Consider the following 14,559-nt stretch of genomic DNA (forward strand, 5'->3'; position numbering starts at 1 on the left):
GCGGTACCCTCCTCACGCCTGCAACAACGATCCGCAGGCGCGAACCGCATCAGCCGGGCGCGCGCGCCACGGCCGGATCATCACCTGCCACGGAACGCCCCCTCCCCGCAACGGGAAGCCGCAGTTCGGCGCGAAGACCCGGCTCGGCATCGCTAAGCGCCAGTCTGCCGTCATGCAGGCGGGCAACGGCCTGCACGAGACTGAGACCGAGACCCGAGCCCGGCGCATTGCGGCTTTCCTCAAGGCGCACGAAGCGGCGGGTGGCGCGGTCCTTGTCGGCGTCCGGGATGCCCGGGCCATGATCGCGCACGCACAGAACAACCGTGTCGCCCTCCGCCCGCGCCTCGAGTTCGAGCCTCGCCGCGCCAGGCCCGCCCTCCGGACCACCGGCATCCTCCACGCCGTACTTGAGCGCGTTCTCCACCAGATTGATCAGCGCCTGAACGACCAGTTCGCGATTGACGCGAGCCATCAGTCCGGGCTCGCAGGAGCTTGTGAGCGTTCCCCCGGCGTCCTCAACCACCGGCTCATAGAGCTCCGCGACTTCCCCGACGAGCATCGTCAGGTCGACCTCCTCCAGACTCGCGTCCGAGGCTCCGGCCTCCAGCCGGGCAATGCGCAACAGCGCATCGAACGTGCGGATGAGCCCGTCGCAATCCTCCAGGGTTCGCGAAAGAGCCTCCGTCGCCACCGGATCGTCGGGAGCTGCACGCAGTGCCTCCTCGACACGATTGCGCATTCGCGTGAGCGGGGTCTTGAGATCATGGGCAATATTGTCAGAGACATCCTTCAACCCGTGAAGCAATGCCTCGATGCGATCGAGCATCAGGTTGAAGCCCACCGCAAGACGATCGAACTCGTCCCCGGACCCGTCGACAGGAAGACGTTCGGACAGGTCGCCGGACATGATCCGCCTCCCCGTCGCCGACATCGCGTCGATACGCTTCAGCACCCGCCGGCGCACGAAGACCAGCGTCACCACGCCGAGGATCGCCACAACGACGAGCCAGAAGCGCATCGCCTCCGAAAGCAGTGACCGGAAGTGAAGCTGTTCCTGCAGATCACGCCCGACAAGCAGGCGAAAGCCGCCCGGCAACTCGAACACCCGCACCATCGCCTCGCGCCGCGCGCCCCCGCCGATGGGAACGTAGCTCACGCGCTGAAGCTGCCCGGTGCCGCTTGCCAGAACCCGATCGTCGAGGCCCTCGACATTGCCGGCAAGCTGATTGGCGGAGAAGTCCACCACCAGATAGAGGCTGGCCCCAGGCCTGCGCGAACGTGCATCGACCGTCGCGACAAGTCCGCGAATGCCGGCGATGCGATAGCGGTCGGCAAGACTGGAAATCTCGGCGTCGATGGTCTCGACCGTCTGCTGGCGCAGCACGGTGGCCGTGTTTTGGGACAGATAGACGAGCACGCCGCCGGAGGCGAGCGTCAGCGCCGCAAGATAGAGCAGCGCAAGCTTCACCGCCGTGGTGCGGAACATGCGCCCGGTCGCCGAATGGGTTCTCATGGCCGTGGCCCCGCCATCGGCTCAGGCTGTCTGCGGGCCGGTGTCGCGGATCGAGTAGCCCGCCCCCCGGATCGTATGCAGCAACGGACGGTCGAAATCCTTGTCGATCTTCGCTCTCAGGCGGGAGATATGCACGTCGATCACGTTCGTCTGGGGGTCGAAGTGATACTCCCAGACGTGCTCGAGAAGCATGGTGCGGGTGACCACCTGTCCCGCGTTCTGCATCAGATACTCGAGCAGCTTGAACTCGCGCGGCTGCAAGGGGATCTCCCGACCTGCCCGGGTCACCGTGTGGCGCAGCCGGTCCAGGGTGAGGTCGGCGACGCTGTAGGTGGTCTCGACGTCCTGCTGACGCGGGCGGCGGCCAAGCGCCTCGACACGCGCCAGAAGCTCGGAAAAGGCATAGGGCTTGGGCAGATAGTCGTCGCCGCCGGCGCGCAGGCCCGTCACGCGATCATCCACCTGGCCAAGCGCGGAGAGCACCAGAACCGGCGTGTGATTGCTTTCCGCACGCAGCGTCGAGATCATCGAGAGCCCGTCGCGCTTCGGCAGCATCCGGTCCACCACCAGAATGTCATAGGGCGCGGAGGCGGCGAGATCGTAGCCCGCCTCGCCATCGGCGGCATGGTCCACCACATGTCCCGCCTCGCGCAGGGCCTTGGCCAGATAGCCGGCCGCCTCGACATCGTCCTCGACAATCAGGATTCGCATCGCTTCGTCCCATCTGCGCGCACCCACCCGGCGCGCGCGTTCTCATAGCATCTTGGGGAAACCGGGGGCAATTCCGCCGCAAATGCAACGGGGTCCCGGAGGCGGCGGCGCTCCGGGACCCCCTTGGGTCCGGCAGGTTGCAACCTTGCAAGGCCCTGCCTGCCTGCCGGATCCGGCCCGGTCCGGCCACCGCACGGGGGGCGCGGATGGCACGGGAGCCGGTGCCGGGCCGTTTTCCGGCGCCGTCAGCCCTTGGCGACGGGCACCGCGACGAAGCGGGTGGTGCCGTTGCTTTCCACGCGCATCAGCACCGCCTTGCGGCCGCTTTCGCTGGCGGACATCACCGCACCGGCCACATCACCTGGCTCGGAGACGGCCTTGCCCGCGACCTCAAGGATCACATCGCCACGCTTCAGGCCCTTGGCGATCGCCGGGCTGTCGTCGGCCAAATCCGTGACCACGACACCACTCTCGGCCGCGCCGACCTTTGCCGCGCTGGCAAGCTCCACACCGAGGCTGTCGACGAAGGCCGTGTCCTTGCCCGTCTGCTCGAGCGAGGCCACCGTCTTCTTGTCCTGCAGCTGGCCGAGCTTGACCTCGATGTCCTGCTTCTCGCCGTTGCGCCACACGCCAAGCGTGACCTTTGTCTCCGGCGGATAGCCGGCGATCATGCGGGCCAGGTCACGCGGACCATCGACCGCCTCGCCATCGACGCTGAGGATCGTGTCACCGGAGCGAATTCCGGCGGCAAGCGCCGGACTGTCGCTCTGTGCCTCGGCAACGATGGCGCCCTTCGCCTGATCGAGGCCGACGCTCTCGGCGATATCCTTGGACACAGGCTGGATCTGCACGCCGAGCCAGCCGCGCACGACGGTTCCGTCGTCCTTCAGGTCAGCGATGACGGTGCTTGCGGTCGAGGCCGGAATGGCGAAGGCGATGCCCACGTTCCCGCCGGACGGCGAGTAGATCGCGGCGTTGACGCCGATGACCTGCCCCTTGACGTTGAAGGCGGGACCGCCCGAGTTGCCGCGATTGACCGGCGCGTCGATCTGGATGAAGTCGTCGTACGGCCCCGCTCCGATGTCACGACCACGTGCGGAGACGATACCGGCCGTCACCGAACCGCCAAGGCCGAAGGGATTGCCCACCGCGACGACCCACTCGCCGACCATCGGGGGACCGTCCGCGAACTCCACATACGGGAAGTCGGTCTTGGCCTCGACCTTCAGGAGCGCAAGGTCCGTGCGCTCGTCGGCGCCGATGAGCTTGGCCTCGTACTCCTCGCCATCATCGGTGACGACCGTGAACTCGGTGCCGCCGTTGACCACGTGCTCGTTGGTGACAAGGTAGCCGTCACCGGTGATGAAGAAGCCGGAGCCCTGGGACATGCCATAGCGATGCGGCTGCCGGTGCGGCCGGGCCCCGTTCGGCGCACCGCCGAAGGAGTCACCACCGAAGCGGCGGAAGAAACGCTTGAGCGGATGGTCGTCCGGCAGGCTGTCGAAGCCCTGCATGCCCTCGGACCCACGCGAGGACATCATCTTCGGCTGCTCTTCCGTCTTCACACGCACGCTGACGACGGCGGGCTTCACGGCAGCAACCACGGGGGAAAAGTCATGCGGTGCGGCGGCGTCCACGCGCACCGGATCGGCAAGGGCGAACTGGCCGGGGACGACCGTCTGGGCCGTCAGTGCGCCGGCAATGCCAAGCGCCAGCGCACCGGCGACGAGACCCCGGCGGCTGCCGCGCGGCAGGTGGCTGAAGGGAGCGGGAAAGCGCTTGATCGACATTTAGCATCTCCACGTGTCGGATCGGAACTCCTTCCGGCGAACCTCGCGGGGAAGCGATGGCGCCGGATGTCCCGTTCCTTATGGAGCGTGTCGCCTTACAGCAGCCTGTCGGTGGAATTAAGAATTGGTAATGTACCGTGCGCGCGCCGTCATGCGTTCCGGCTCAGGAGCGCAATGAAGAACCCGTCGGTATCCGTGCGGGCCGGGCTGAGGGTCGCAAATCCCTCTTCGGTAAAGCGCGGCCTCGCGGCAGCCGCACCGAAGATCCCCTCCCAGCGCAAGGAAAGGTCGACCGGCGCGAAGTCCGGATTTTCCGAAAGGAAAGCCCGCACGCGCTCCTCATTCTCGCAAGGGAACACCGAGCACGTTGCGTAAAGCATGTGCCCGCCGTCGCGCACGAAATCACGGGCGGCGCCCAGTACCTGGTCCTGCTCGGCGCGACGGGCGGACAGCGCGTTCGGCGTGATCCGCCACTTGGAATCAGGACGACGTCGCCACACGCCCGAGCCGGAACAAGGCGCATCCACGAAAACGAGATCCATGCGCCCCACGAGACCGTCGATGCCGCCGGGATCGGGAGCACAAACCTGCACGTTTCTCGCGCCGGAGCGGCGAAGGCGGTCGTAGATCGGCGCCAGCCGGATCTTGCTCGCATCATGCGCGTAGATCTGGCCGCGGTTCTCCATCTCGCCGGCAAGCGCGAGAGTTTTCCCGCCACCGCCCGCGCAATAGTCGAGCACCTGCGAGGGAGCGACGGACGCAGCCACAAGGGCCGCTATCTGGCTTGCCTCGTCCTGAAGCTCGAACCACCCCTTCTGGAAACCCTCCTCGGCCTGGACGTGGGGCGCGCGCTCCTTGCCACGCGGGGGCGCGATGCGCAGGCCCACGGGTGATGTCGCGGTCGCCACCGCATTCGTGTGCGAGAGCTTTTTCAGCAACCGTTCCCGGTCGCTCTTGAGGCGGTTGACCCGCAGGTCTATGGGCGCGCGCGCCGCAAGGGCGATGCCCTCGGCAACCGCATCATCGCCGAATGCCTGCTCGAAATCGGGCCACAACCACTCAGGAACATCGGCAAGAACCTGTTCGTTCGCCGAAACATCTCTGTCCGCCGCCAGCGCCGCGCGCTCCGCCTCGTCCAGGGGCGATGGCGCGAAGCGGTCTCCATCGAGCACCTGCTCCAGACCTTCAAGCCCGATGTCCCAGGTCACAGCATAGGTGGCAAAGACGAGCGCACGCGGATCGGACGTGCCCATTCGGGCCGCAAGAGACAAGCGATGACGCAAGGCGTCGAACACGAGATTGGCGATAACCAGCCGGTCACCGGAGCCCGCGAAGCGATGGCCGTGCCCCCACTCGCGCAGGGCATCCTGCACCGGTCGGCGCATGGTCTCCACGGCACCCAGAATCTCGATTGCCGCGGCCAGACGGCCCCCGTCCTTCATTCCGTTCCCTCAGCTTTCTCGCTCATGGCATCCCGCCTGCGGCTCTCGCACGTCACTTGCGCGATCCGTGTGCCGATCCCGAACGCACGCCGGATCGTCGTGTCGTCGAACACACACCGCTCCCTGTCAAGGCAACCTCATGCGGGCTCCGGGGCCGGGTGACCGCTGCTTTATCCGATCGAACCCTGCTTGCCAATCTTTGCGCGCCCGGTGCCCTGCCCGATCAACCTCCGGCAACCGATGCGACACATGGCCCGCAGACAGACAGAACAGTTTCGCGTAAGATGGCCTCGTCATTAGTTACAAGACACAACTTTCAATCAACCATCACGTGTATTTTTCGTCAAAATTTATAACGTCTACATAACGTTACTTCCCGTTTCCTCAATGGAAAGCGGAGGTGCGGACAATGACTGACGACAGCGAAAACACGATCGACCCGGCCAAGGAACTGCAGGCATGGAAGGCGTATTTCGCCTACGCCGCGCAGGACCTTGAAACGGAATCTTCCGAGCTTCTCGTTGCTTGCGCCCATCGGCTTCTGGAAATGGCGCAGGAAGAAAAGAAGTCGGGTCGCGGACGACGCCGCACCGCCCCTTCCCCGGAAGACTGACCTCGCTCCTGTCCAGCCGGCACCCCGGTCCGCCTGCCGGACCGGGATCCTTCACCGACCGCCGTGAGAGCGGTTCCGGCCCCGTTTCGCGCGCCGCACGCAAACCGGACGGCGCGCTCCGGATCAGACGCCGGACGGATAGTTGGGGCTCTCACGGGTGATCGTCACATCGTGAGCATGGCTTTCGCGCAGCGCCGCCCCGGAAATGCGAATGAAGCGCGCCTTGTCCTGCAACTCGACAATCGTCTTGGCGCCCACATAGCCCATGGCCGCCCGAAGACCGCCGCCAAGCTGGTGCAGCACGCTCGCCAGCGGCCCCTTGTAGGGCACCTGCCCCTCGATACCCTCGGGAACAAGCTTGAGCGCATCGCGCACTTCCGCCTGGAAGTAGCGGTCGGCGGAGCCCCGCGCCATCGCACCCACCGACCCCATGCCGCGATAGGCCTTGTAGGACCGTCCCTGGTGCAGATAGACCTCGCCCGGGCTTTCATCGGTGCCGGCGAGCAGCGATCCGATCATGGCGGCGGACGCTCCGCCGGCAAGCGCCTTGGCCAGATCGCCGGAGAACTTGATGCCGCCGTCGGCGACGATCGGAACACCATCCTTCTCGGCAACCGAGCACGCTTCCATGATCGCGGTAAGCTGAGGAACGCCGACGCCGGCGACGATGCGCGTCGTGCAGATGGATCCGGGACCGATGCCGACCTTCACCGCATCGGCGCCCGCATCGATCAGGGCACGGGTCCCGTCACCGGTCGCGACGTTGCCGGCAAGCACCTGGACGCCGCTCGAGAGCGCCTTCACCCGGCGCACCATCTCCAGCACGCGCTCCGAATGCCCGTGCGCAGTGTCCACGACGAGAAGATCGACGCCCGCGTCGATCAGGCGCTCGGCACGCTCGAACCCCTCCGGCCCGACGCTGGTGGCGGCCGCGACCCGCAGACGTCCCTGATCATCCTTGGAGGCGTTCGGGTTGAGCTGGGCCTTTTCGATGTCCTTCACGGTGACGAGGCCGATGCAGTTCTGATCCGCGTCCACCACGAGAAGCTTCTCGATGCGGTGCGAATGCAGGAGCTTCTTCGCCTCGGCCTGGGACACGGTCTCACGCACGGTGATGAGCCGCTCGTGCGTCATCAACTCGCTGACCTTCTGGTCCGGATCGGAGGCGAAGCGTACGTCGCGGTTGGTCAGGATGCCGACGAGGCGCCCCACATGCTGGCCGCCGGCTCCGCCGTTCTCGACCACCGGCACGCCGGAAATGCCGAACCGCTGCATGAGGTCGAGCGCGTTCTGCAGGGTCGCATCCGGCCCGATCACCAGCGGATTGACCACCATGCCGGACTCGAACTTCTTCACCTGGTGGACCTGCTCGGCCTGCTGCTCGACGGTGAGATTGCGGTGCACCACGCCAATGCCGCCGGCCTGCGCCATCGCGATGGCGAGACGGCCTTCCGTGACCGTGTCCATGGCACTCGACAGGATGGGGAAGTTGAGTTCCAGATTGCGCGTCACCCGCGTGCGCAGATCTGTTTCCGAGGGCAAGACCTCGGAATGACCGGGCATCAGCAGCACATCGTCGAAGGTGAGTGCTTCAGTGCCGTGAATGGACTCGTAAAATGCGGGCATTGCCAATCCCCTTTCAGGAACGAGGGGCCAACGGGATCGCCTTTAGGCTCCCGCAGGACAGTCTCGGATGAGAGAAGTTGGCGCGGGTCATTAACACGCGTATGGCAGGAAGGAAAGCCGCTTCGCAGGTGCGAGACGGCTTTTTCGAGGGAACGTTCCCGCCGCCCCTCCGTCCGCCTCAGCCGGAGCGTCCGCGAAACCCCTTCGCAAGCACGTAAAGCTCCGGGCTTTCCTTGCGGCTGGCCGGCGGCTTGATGTGGTGAACGGACTGGTATTCCCGCTTGAGCTGCGAGAGGAGTTCGTTCTCGGTGCCGCCGCGAAACACCTTCGACAGGAAGGCTCCACCGGGAGCGAGCGTGTCACGGGCGAACTCGGCCGCGACCTCGAAGAGGTGAGTCGTGCGCAAATGGTCGGTCTGGCGGTGGCCTGTCGTGGGGGCCGCCATGTCAGACATCACGAAATCGGGGGCGTGCCCGCCAAGAGCAGCGAGGAGCGCATCCGGCGCATCGTCATCGAGGAAGTCCTTGAGCAGAAGCACCACGCCGGGGAGCGGCTCGACCTCCAGATAGTCGATACCGACGACCAGCGGCGCGTCGTCGGTCGATCCCGTGACGTTGGCCGCCACCTGACACCAGCCACCAGGCGCCGCGCCGAGGTCCACCACGCGCTGACCAGGCTTCAGGAGCTTGTGCTTCTCGTCGATCTCCAGAAGCTTGTAGGCCGCGCGCGAGCGATAGCCGTCGATCTTCGAGCGACGCACATAGGGATCGTTCAACTGACGCTGAAGCCAGCGGGTGGACGAGGTCGTGCGCCGGCGGGCCGTCTTCACCCGCTCGAACATGCCGCGATCACCGCGGCCGCGGCCTGAGCTGCTCATCTCTCGTTCCTTCCGCGCGACCGGTTGGGGCGGGAGCCTCCGCCCCTGCGCCACACATTGTCGGCCGCCATGAGTTCCATCAGCATCCCCTCGCGCAGGCCGCGATCGGCAACGCGCAGGCGCTGGCACGGCCAGCGTCGACGGATCGCCTCGAGAATCGCGCAACCGGCAAGCACGAGATCCGCCCGGTCGGCGCCGATGCAGGGATTGTCCACGCGCTCCTCATAGGGCATCGCGCGCAGCCGCTCAATCATGGCGGTGACGTCGTCGGATTCCATCCACGCTCCATCGACCCGCCGCCGGTCGTAGCGCTTCAGGCCGAAATGCACGCCCGCGAGCGTCGTCACCGTGCCCGAAGTGCCGAGCATGTGAACCTTGCCATCGCAGATCGCGGCGGACAGTTCCTCCCCAAGCGCGAAATCGTCGAGATGCGTCAGCGCATCCGCGACCATCGCCTCGAAAATGTTCGAGCACACATGGCGCCCGCCGTGACGTTCGGCAAGGTTCACCACCCCCACGGGCAGCGAAATCCAGGCGCGAATGAAGCGCGTCAGCGCGACGCCCCGCGCTCCGCAGCGGTTGCGCAGGTCCAGCCAGACGATCTCCGACGACCCGCCGCCGATGTCGAAGAGAACCACTCCGTTGGCATCCGGATCCACGAGGGAGGCGCAGCCGGCGACCGCAAGCCGCGCTTCCGTCTCGCGCGTCGCGATCTCGAGCGACAGGCCCGTCTCCTCACGGACCCGCTCGATGAAAAGCGGACCGTTTTCCGCCGCGCGACAGGCCTCCGTCGCAATCAGGCGGAAGCGTTCGACGCCCCGGTCTTCAAGCTTGTCGCGACAGCAACCGAGCGCCTCGAGCGCCCTGTCCATGGCCGCATCGCAGAGCCGGTTGGTGTGTCCGAGCCCTTCGCCGAGCCGCACGATCCTCGAGAAAGCATCCACAACCCGGAACCCGCGGGATTCCGGTCGCGCCACGAGCAGGCGGCAATTGTTGGTGCCAAGGTCCAGTGCTCCATAGAGCCTGCGCGAGCCGTGGTCGGCTGCCCGCCCCTCACGCGTGCAGACCCCGTCAGGCCTGCCAGACCGCCGCTCGCCAGCGGTAGGAGCCGGAGAAGCCTGCGCCGGACCGCAATCGTGACGACGACGCTCGCGCCCGCCATGACGTTCGCGGTTGCGCACCTCACCCGGGTCAGGAGCGGGGAGCGATGATTCGACCCGCGGAACGGTCGTGCGGACATCGCCAGCCATCTCGCCGGACGACGGGACATGCGGTGACGTTCCCGCCCTTCGTTCAGCCCGGTTCGGCCGCTGCCGCTTGCGGCGCTTGCGCTTGCCGCCCGCCCCCGCACGCTCTTCAGCGCGCACGTCGACGCCCCGGCCGGAAGCGGTACCGTCGGAAAGCACCACGCCACCAACGACCGGCTGCCCCGAAGATCCCGACTTGTGGCTCTTGTCGCCCGACCGGTTCCGCGCGGCCGCATCCGGCCGGCGAGCCCCAACCGCTTCGCTCGTCCCACTCGCTTCCCCGGCGCGGGGCGACCCGGCATCGGAAGGAAGGGTTTCGGAGCCTGCCGCCTGGGCCTGCTGACTCGTCCGGTTCTTGCGCCGTCTGCGAGACCGTCGACGCGACGCCTTGCCGCGCTCGCCGCCACCCGCTCCCGCTCCGGCACCCGGCCAGGTTTCGCCCGGCCCCGTAGGTCCCGTTTCACTCACAGTCTTGCCCTCGCCGACGCGCTCACCCTCGAAAGGCGCGCGCCTGGCTGCACGGACCGGCGTCCAGGTTCCCTGCCCCCCTGGGAACCGGTCGCAGCCATCCCGAATCCGGATTGTCCGGATCCATTTCCTGTCGATATGGGGAGCGGAGCGCCGATTTTCCACGATGGCCCCAGCAGGGCCGGTCCACGGCGCGACGTCGCTCTCCTCCTCGACAGGGGCGGATGGCTGCGAAACCGCGCACTCCGACCAGCCTGTCTTTACGTTAACAACAGTCTAGCATCATATGCGCATCCCGCAACGCGTCCCGTGCGCCCCGGCCCGAGGCAGGTTGCGCGAATTGCCGCGGCATAGCGTCCATCCACAGGCCCGCCTGCGCAGGATGACCGATCGGCATCGAGGCCCTTGACACGACGCAACGAGATTCCTAAAACCCCGCTCATGGACGTGGCGAGCCGTTGTGGACGGTGACCATCTCGGGATTTCCTTGGTTGAAACTCCTGAAAAGCCGCGTCACGGTCTTGGGGAATAGGTTAACGGTAGACCCGCGGACTCTGACTCCGTTAGTCCTGGTTCGAATCCAGGTTCCCCAGCCAACCTTCCAATTCTTCGACACCTCTCCGAACCAACGGATCGCGGCTTTCGCAGACGAGCCCGACAGCCTTCATCTGGCGTTGTCATCGATTGGGCGGGCCTCTTCCGGCAGGATAAGCATGAGAAGCGGTGCCATGCAGGCAACCGCCAGCGAGAGCGCCTGAATCCATCCCGCCGGCTCAGTAAAGCGGGACAGGTGCCGTTCCAGGGAAATTCCGCAAAGCATCACCGCAACGAGCGCGTCCATGCAAAGGAACGCACTCGCGGCAACGGCGCCGGCAAGCACGGCCCGTCGCAGACCCGCTCCCGGGGCTGACAGAGGGATCAATGCAGCGCCGGAAAGTCCGGCGGATACCAGCCAGAGCCCTTCCAGCGCTGCGGCGGACGGAGCACCAATCAGCTGATCGAAGACCGTCGCACGCAAGCTTCCGGAAACAAGATACGCGACCAGAAGAAGACCCACATAGCCAGAGGTTCCGGCGGTCGCACCGCGTGTCACGGCACACCGGCCGGGCGGAAGAGTTTCGGGAAGTAGCCCAGCGCGAACACCAGGAACGCCAGTGCCCATGCAAGGGCGGCCATCTCGAGGATCGCCATGTAGTGCCCCGAGGCAAAGCCGGCCGCCAGACGGCATCCCGCGCCGACAATTGCAAGGGCGTAGATCGTCACCTCAAGCGGACCCGCAACGAGCGTGCGGCCTGAGTGCCCGCGGCTGGCACGCGTCATCACGGCGAGTGTCATCAGCCCCACCGTCCCGGCGGTCCAGACATGCACGGCCGACACGGGATCGACCAGCGCGCTGTCGAACACGGCGAGCGACATCAACGCGAAGCCTGCAGGAATGGTCGCATAGGCGACATGCAGCACGAACAGCAACGGCTCCCGCCTTGTCTGCAGCCCGCACCAGCGCGAGAGTCGAAGGGCGGCGGCAAGGCCAGTCAGGGCGAACAGCCATCCCGTTGCTGTGGCCGCCGGAACGACGATCCAGCACGCCAGCGAAACCGCCGCGATCAGCATGGTCGCGCCATCGAGCCGCGAGAATTCCGCCGGCAGTTTCACGGCGCCGCGCATTTTCAGCCAGTTGCGCGTGAAGGCCGGAATGATGCGGCCTCCGACAAGCATGATCATCAGGAGGACGATGGAAACAGCCGCCCGCATGGCATGATCGGCCGTTCCGGTCAGGAAGCTCTCGAGGTGAAAGCACAGATTGGCAAGTCCGAAGGCTCCCACGAGAGCGACGATGCGCAGGTTGCGGTAGTTACGGCTGACGATCACCTCCCGGGCAAATACGGTCACAAGCATCACCGGAAAGGTCATGTCGATGATCGCCGCCGTGAGCGGGCCGATGATCGCGGAGGTGGACACAGCCATGCGGCCCGCCCCCCACAACAGCACCAGAGCCAGCAGAAGCCTGCCCGCCACCGGTGGGCGGCCCGTCCAGTTGCTTACGGCGGTCAGGGCGAACCCCGCGATGATGGCCGCGACCCCTCCAAAGAAAAGCGTGTGGACATGCCAGTCACGCGGGGTAAATGAGGTCGGAAGCTCGACCGCCCCCATGAGGATCGGAATCCACACGAGAACCGAGGCCGCCATGGCAAGCGCACCCAGGAAAAAGAAGGGACGCAGTCCGATCGAAAGCCAGTAAGGGGGCTGGTGCGGGTGGTTCATCATGTCCTCCATGGACGACAGAGGCCCTCCGGCGAGGCCGGAGGGCGACGTGATCAGGGCAGCTTGAAGAAATTGGTGACCGAGACGCTCTCGCCGCTCGCCGTCTGGGTGAGCGTGAAGACGAGATCGCCTTCCAGCGCGGCTTCACCCGCGACCGTGACACGAAACTGGCGCGACAGGCCGGTCCCCAGCGAAATCGGAACGCTCCCGCTGTCAGAGGCCTCGCCTCCGATCACGGCAACATGCAGCGGCGCGTTGCCCGCTACCTCCAGGGTGAGATCGTCCCCCGCGCCGGCAAGTGTCTCCACACGTACTTCATAGGCGTTGCGGACACTCCCGTCGGACAACATGACGGCGATCGGGTTGCGGTCGTGGGAAACACCCAGGTGCAGCGTCCCACGCGCGGAGACGGAAAGGGCAACACCCGCGACAATGGCGAGAAGGGCCACGGAAAGCGCCACCACCTTGGGACGAAGCAGACGCACCGGCTTGCGCGACTGGCCCGCGCGGCCTCGCTCGATGTTGGTCCAGCTCTCGTAGTCGATGAGGCCACGCTCGCGGCCAAGCTTGCTCATTGTCGTGTCGCAGGCATCCACGCACAGGCCGCAGTTGATGCAGGCGATGCTGGGTCCGTTGCGGATGTCGATGCCCATCGGGCATACGTGAACGCAGGCCATGCAGTCGACGCAGTCACCCGCCGGACGGCCGGCAGCACGTGCCGCCGCCGCCTTTTTGGCCGACATGCGCTCCTCGCCCCGGTAGTCGCGATAGGTGACGACGAGAGCTTCCGGATCCCATACCGCGCCCTGAAGCCTTGGCCAGGGGCACATGTAGGTGCACATCTTCTCGCGTGCGAAGCCGGCAAGCAGCCAGGTCGTCGTGGTCAGTGTCAGGATGGCGCCATAGGCCGCAACTGACGCCTGTCCGGTGAAGACATCGCCTAGAAGCGTCGGAGCATCGGCAAAATACAGCACGAACGCGCCGCCCGTTCCAAACGCGATGGCAAGCCAGATCACATGCTTGAGAAGCTTGCGCGCGCGCCGCGCAAGGGTCATCGGCATGTGGCGCTGGCGCATCCGTTCGTTGCGGTCGCCTTCGAGCCGGCGCTCGACGAGCTGAAACAGGTCACTCCACACCGTCTGCGGGCAGAAGTAGCCACACCAGATCCGGCCTGACAGCGTATTGGTCAGCACCAGGGCGATGGTCGCCGCGATCATGAGTGCCGTAAGGTAGTAGAGTTCCTGCGGCTGAAACTCGAGGCCGAAGATATAGAAGCGCAAGCCGGCAAGATCGAACAGAATCGCCTGGTCCGGCTGTCCCGCGCCGCGCGACCAGCGAAGAAACGGCACGACGTAGTACACACCCAGGCACAGCGCGACCATCGCCCACTTCAGACGGCGATACCGCCCGCGCACGGACTGAGGTACGACCGGTTCACCGGTCTGTGCAGCCGGGCGCATCTTGCGCCTGCGCGCAACCGCCGGCGCGGCGGCCGCCACTGCCTCGCTCTTCAGGAAGTCATTCGGGTGCAGGGTCATTCAGGTCTCCAGCGCCGTCACCCGGAAAGATGCCCGCTCCTGCCTGATTGCGGGGAATGGTGACGACGGTTTCATCCGGTGGTCAGAGCCACACTAGCCCCCGGCTTCGGGACCGAGTTTGTTCGGGAACAAGGTCCACGGGCTTTCCCGCCCGCAGGCACTTCATGCGTGCACACAAGGAGCGCCGGACCTGAAAATCTCCTTGGTGCGGTCACGGATCGTGTTCGCACCAAGGGGAATGACCCGATCATCATTTTTCCGGGGGAAACGACGGGCCACGAGGACGAAGACCGGGGCCTCCCTTTTTCAGGAAGCGCCGAATTCCGCCGTTCTGACGCTTCCGGCCCGCGGATACCCGAAGCGGTCGGGATATCGAAGCGCGCCAGGCGGACCGCGACCGGTCAAACGACGCGTCTCAATATTGCTCCAGCGCAAAGTTCGACGCGGACACGCTTGCTACTTCTTGCCTCGA

At 66.0% G+C, this 14,559-nt stretch carries 11 protein-coding genes and 1 tRNA gene; 2 read left to right on the forward strand and 10 right to left on the reverse strand.

The features are described 5' to 3' along the window. Nucleotides 1-49 precede the first annotated feature (49 nt). The 4 genes from ACYX4S_RS11285 to ACYX4S_RS11300 all read right to left on the reverse strand — a co-directional run bounded on the left by ACYX4S_RS11285 (nt 50) and on the right by ACYX4S_RS11300 (nt 5,456). The gene (locus ACYX4S_RS11285; RefSeq protein ID WP_476360240.1) at nt 50-1,513 is read right to left on the reverse strand and encodes a sensor histidine kinase; all 1,464 of its coding nucleotides are present in this window, start codon (nt 1,511-1,513) and stop codon (nt 50-52) included. Nucleotides 1,514-1,534: 21 nt separating this feature from the next. Next, complete coding sequence (locus ACYX4S_RS11290) at nt 1,535-2,224, reverse strand: response regulator transcription factor (protein WP_476360241.1); 690 nt, start codon at nt 2,222-2,224, stop codon at nt 1,535-1,537. A gap of 245 nt (nt 2,225-2,469) precedes the next feature. Further along, a complete protein-coding gene (locus ACYX4S_RS11295) occupies nt 2,470-4,014 on the reverse strand; it encodes a Do family serine endopeptidase (protein ID WP_476360242.1) in 1,545 nt (514 codons plus the stop codon). Nucleotides 4,015-4,163: 149 nt separating this feature from the next. After that, nucleotides 4,164-5,456, reverse strand: coding sequence for an RsmB/NOP family class I SAM-dependent RNA methyltransferase (locus ACYX4S_RS11300; protein ID WP_476360243.1), 1,293 nt, complete (start codon nt 5,454-5,456; stop codon nt 4,164-4,166). A 409-nt stretch (nt 5,457-5,865) separates the two neighbouring features. Here ACYX4S_RS11300 and ACYX4S_RS11305 point away from each other — a divergent pair, with 409 nt between their 5' ends. Continuing rightward, nucleotides 5,866-6,069, forward strand: a complete 204-nt coding sequence (locus tag ACYX4S_RS11305; RefSeq protein ID WP_293720934.1) for a hypothetical protein — start codon at nt 5,866-5,868, stop codon at nt 6,067-6,069. A 123-nt stretch (nt 6,070-6,192) separates the two neighbouring features. Here ACYX4S_RS11305 and guaB read toward each other — a convergent pair whose 3' ends face one another. The 3 genes from guaB to ACYX4S_RS11320 all read right to left on the reverse strand — a co-directional run bounded on the left by guaB (nt 6,193) and on the right by ACYX4S_RS11320 (nt 9,978). Then, nucleotides 6,193-7,695 carry an IMP dehydrogenase gene (gene guaB, locus ACYX4S_RS11310; RefSeq protein ID WP_476360244.1) on the reverse strand — a complete coding sequence of 501 codons (1,503 nt, stop codon included), beginning with the start codon at nt 7,693-7,695 and terminating at the stop codon, nt 6,193-6,195. 178 nt (nt 7,696-7,873) lie between these two features. Next, nucleotides 7,874-8,572: an RlmE family RNA methyltransferase gene (locus ACYX4S_RS11315; RefSeq protein ID WP_476360245.1), complete on the reverse strand. Its 699-nt coding sequence runs from the start codon at nt 8,570-8,572 to the stop codon at nt 7,874-7,876. Continuing rightward, nucleotides 8,569-9,978: a Ppx/GppA phosphatase family protein gene (locus ACYX4S_RS11320; RefSeq protein ID WP_476362857.1), complete on the reverse strand. Its 1,410-nt coding sequence runs from the start codon at nt 9,976-9,978 to the stop codon at nt 8,569-8,571. Before ACYX4S_RS11320 ends, ACYX4S_RS11315 begins: the two co-directional genes overlap by 4 nt. An 831-nt stretch (nt 9,979-10,809) precedes the next feature. On the opposite strand from ACYX4S_RS11320, the gene ACYX4S_RS11325 reads away from it, so the two are divergent. Further along, nucleotides 10,810-10,883, forward strand: a tRNA-Gln gene (locus ACYX4S_RS11325). 68 nt (nt 10,884-10,951) lie between these two features. On the opposite strand, the gene ACYX4S_RS11330 is transcribed toward ACYX4S_RS11325, so the two are convergent. From ACYX4S_RS11330 to ccoG, 3 genes are read right to left on the reverse strand one after another with little or no spacing between them, the layout of a single operon-like run. Then, a complete protein-coding gene (locus ACYX4S_RS11330) occupies nt 10,952-11,380 on the reverse strand; it encodes a hypothetical protein (RefSeq protein ID WP_476360246.1) in 429 nt (142 codons plus the stop codon). Continuing rightward, nucleotides 11,377-12,561 (reverse strand): NnrS family protein, encoded by a 1,185-nt coding sequence (locus tag ACYX4S_RS11335; protein ID WP_476360247.1) that lies wholly within the window; start codon nt 12,559-12,561, stop codon nt 11,377-11,379. The genes ACYX4S_RS11330 and ACYX4S_RS11335 overlap by 4 nt, the downstream gene beginning before the upstream one ends. 41 nt (nt 12,562-12,602) lie before the next feature. Then, nucleotides 12,603-14,087, reverse strand: coding sequence for a cytochrome c oxidase accessory protein CcoG (gene ccoG / locus ACYX4S_RS11340; RefSeq protein ID WP_476360248.1), 1,485 nt, complete (start codon nt 14,085-14,087; stop codon nt 12,603-12,605). Nucleotides 14,088-14,559 lie beyond the last annotated feature (472 nt).

The organism is Stappia sp. ABD4_338 (genome assembly GCF_056312175.1).